The following is a 2,986-nucleotide window of genomic DNA, read 5'->3' as shown; positions in this document are numbered from 1 at the left end:
GGATAGAATAGAAGTTTCCTAAACTTTAGATACAGGTTCGATTCCTGTCGAGGCTACAATTATTAATTTTTTTATTTTTAGGGATTATGAAAGAGATCTATTATGCTCATGTTCTCAAAAGCAAGGTCCATAACTACTATTACAAAGGTCATTGCAAAGACCTTCAGAAAAAACTTATTCAACATAATTCCGGAATGACTGTTTCGATCCGACCATATATACCCTTTGAAATTGTTTATTTTGAAGAATTTGAAACTGAAATAGAGGCTATTAAAAGAGAAAAATATTTTAAAACCTCTAGAGGAAGGGAGTTTCTAAGAAAGATATTGGCCCAGTAGTTCAATGCCCGCCCGGCTGACGCCAGTCGGACGGGGATAGAATAGAAGTTTCCTAAACTTTAGATACAGGTTCGATTCCTGTCGAGGCTACAATTATTAATTTTTTTATTTTTAGGGATTATGAAAGAGATCTATTATGCTCATGTTCTCAAAAGCAAGGTCCATAACTACTATTACAAAGGTCATTGCAAAGACCTTCAGAAAAAACTTATTCAACATAATTCCGGAATGACTGTTTCGATCCGACCATATATACCCTTTGAAATTGTTTATTTTGAAGAATTTGAAACTGAAATAGAGGCTATTAAAAGAGAAAAATATTTTAAAACCTCTAGAGGAAGAGAGTTTCTAAGAAAGATATTGGCCGGCAGGGAAGTTTCCTAAACTTTAGATACACCTGCCCGTACCGAAACTCATTCCCCAGTACCAGTAACCTTTCCGGCGGAACGTTCGAGCGGGAGTTCGATTCCCCCGCCCGAACTGACTGGTACAGTCGGGCGGGTGTCGAGGCTACAATTATCAATTTTTATGAATCTGCGTTTGCTTACGAGAAAAGCGTATTCAATTGGATGTGTTTACACACTTAATTAACTAAGCAAATCCTTAAGTCCCGCAAAAAGTCTGATACTCGATATCTACTCCAAGAGGGACTTCCTGATATTTTTCCATACCGGTAACATCCTTATAAGGCTGACTAAGTACAGCAAGCAATTCTTGAAATGGCTGCATGTTTCCATCTGCGCTTGCTGCCTCCAAGGCTTCTTCCACCAAATGATTTCGGGGGATAAAGGCAGGATTATTCGCGTCCATAAGCTCCTGAGCCCTCTGCATATTTCCAGAAATTCTTTCCTTCCACAAAACCAACCACGCTTTGAAATCTTCATTGTCATAAAGGTTGTCTTTAGGAAACACACCTCTTCTTAAATACAAAAATGTATTGGTAAAATCAGCCTTATGGACTTTCATCCAGTGAAGCAGATCATCTATTAGTGCTTTATCTGTTGTTTTAACTTCATCCATACCCAATTTTCTTCCCATCATTTGCAGCCACTTGGCCTCATAAGCTTTGGGGAATTTATTAATCGACTCCTTGGCCAATTTTATTGCTTCTTCTGTATCAGATGAAATCTCCGGCAATAATGTGGAGGCCAGGCAGCCTAAATTCCAATGCGCAATAAACGGCTGATTTCCATAGGCATAACGTCCTTGGGTATCTATGGAACTGAAAACGGTCTTGGGATCGTAAGTATTCATAAAGGCGCATGGGCCATAATCTATGGTTTCACCTGGAATACTCATATTGTCTGTATTCATCACACCATGAATAAAACCTACACGCATCCATTGAGTTATCAATTCTATTTGTTTACTCATCACTGCTTCAAAAAATGGCAAAGCAGGATTTTTAGACTCATGAACCTCTGGAAAGTGCCTTGCAATGCTGTATTGTAAAAGATCTTTCAAATGTTGACCATCATGGAAATTTCTTGCATACTCAAAGGTGCCTACGCGGAGATGACTCTGCCCAACCCTGGTAAGTATAGCACCTTGTTTAACCTTTTCCCTGTATACAGGTTCACCGGTAAGCACCACAGCCAATGCCCTCGTGGTAGGGATATTCAAATAGTACATGGCTTCTGAAATCAAGTATTCCCGCAACATGGCACCTAGATGAGCCCTTCCGTCTCCCCCCCTGGAATAGGGCGTTCTGCCTGAACCTTTGAACTGAATGTCGTACCTTTTACCCGATGGCGTAATTTGCTCTCCCAGCAACACGGCCCTTCCATCACCTAACATGGTAAATTGACCAAACTGATGCCCTGCATAGGCTTGGGCCAAGGGTTGGGCATCTTTTGGTAACTGATTACCGGAAAAAATTGCACTTAAAGAATCAGCATCCAACTCTTCGAAATTTAAGCCTAATTCCTTTGACAAGCCTTCATTAAACAATGCCAGCTGAGGAGATTTCACCGGGACAGGATTTACTGAGCTAAATAGAGCTTTAGGGAGTTTTTGATAACTATGTTCTAGGTTCCAGGTAATTTGCATGCGCTTTTGGGATTTTTTTATGTGGTTTTAACAAAACACCCCAATATATAATTTCATATCTCAAATTTAAAAGCCTCATATCCCTCAGTATCAGTTTCGAAAGAAAAAACATCCCCACTTAAGGGATATTCCTTCAATTGTTCGGAGGTCATGTTTTCTCTGGCGGTGGTAATGAAAAGTGTGGAAAGTTCTTTCCCACCAAAACAACATGAGGTTACATGGGGAGCAGGTACCAGAACTTTTTGTAACAAATCTCCAGACTTCGGATCCCACCTGTAAACGCCCCCTCCACCATAATGTGCAATCCAAAGCATCCCCTCTTTGTCTATACACATGCCGTCAGGCGTTCCCATTTCTTTTGGAATAGATACAGCAATCCTTCCATTTGCTATTTCTCCTTTTTCCAAATCAAAATCATACCCTATGATTTGCTGACTTGGACTATCGATATAATAAAAAGTCTTTTGGTCTTCCGTCCATGCCATTCCGTTGGAGATAGTAACTCCATTTATAACACCTTTAGGCTGAAGATCAGGTTCAATCTTGGATTTACGTCTGAAAATTTGGGAGAAATTAGGAGGGCCATGGAAAGCGGAGAA

General features: G+C 40.2%; 4 protein-coding genes and 1 tRNA gene. 3 read left to right on the top strand and 2 right to left on the bottom strand.

Going from position 1 to position 2,986, the window contains the following annotated elements; genetic code table 11:
* Positions 1-86 precede the first annotated feature (86 nt).
* The 3 genes from EA341_RS00165 to EA341_RS00155 all read left to right on the top strand — a co-directional run bounded on the left by EA341_RS00165 (position 87) and on the right by EA341_RS00155 (position 722).
* A complete protein-coding gene (locus EA341_RS00165; RefSeq protein ID WP_293010660.1) occupies positions 87-338 on the top strand; it encodes a GIY-YIG nuclease family protein in 252 nt (83 codons plus the stop codon).
* A tRNA-Arg gene (locus tag EA341_RS00160) sits at positions 329-428 on the top strand. Before EA341_RS00165 ends, EA341_RS00160 begins: the two co-directional genes overlap by 10 nt.
* Positions 429-458: 30 nt before the next feature.
* Positions 459-722, top strand: coding sequence for a GIY-YIG nuclease family protein (locus EA341_RS00155; RefSeq protein WP_293010659.1), 264 nt, complete (start codon positions 459-461; stop codon positions 720-722).
* A gap of 219 nt (positions 723-941) precedes the next feature.
* On the opposite strand, the gene EA341_RS00150 is transcribed toward EA341_RS00155, so the two are convergent.
* A complete protein-coding gene (locus EA341_RS00150; RefSeq protein WP_293010658.1) occupies positions 942-2,387 on the bottom strand; it encodes a YdiU family protein in 1,446 nt (481 codons plus the stop codon).
* Positions 2,388-2,440: 53 nt separating this feature from the next.
* Positions 2,441-2,986 (bottom strand): SMP-30/gluconolactonase/LRE family protein (locus EA341_RS00145; protein WP_293010657.1); only part of this gene is annotated, 546 nt, incomplete at its 5' end.

The sequence above is a fragment of the Mongoliibacter sp. genome, from assembly GCF_007692705.1.
GTDB lineage: Bacteria > Bacteroidota > Bacteroidia > Cytophagales > Cyclobacteriaceae > Mongoliibacter.
The sequence above is the reverse complement of the archived record's forward strand: the minus strand, read 5'-3'. Positions and strand labels throughout refer to the sequence as shown.

Coding starts and splice junctions, on each gene's coding strand:
- EA341_RS00150 (WP_293010658.1), bottom strand. CDS start 2,387: ATGCAAATTACCTGGAACCTAGAACATAGTTATCAAAAACTCCCTAAA.
- EA341_RS00165 (WP_293010660.1), top strand. CDS start 87: ATGAAAGAGATCTATTATGCTCATGTTCTCAAAAGCAAGGTCCATAAC.
- EA341_RS00155 (WP_293010659.1), top strand. CDS start 459: ATGAAAGAGATCTATTATGCTCATGTTCTCAAAAGCAAGGTCCATAAC.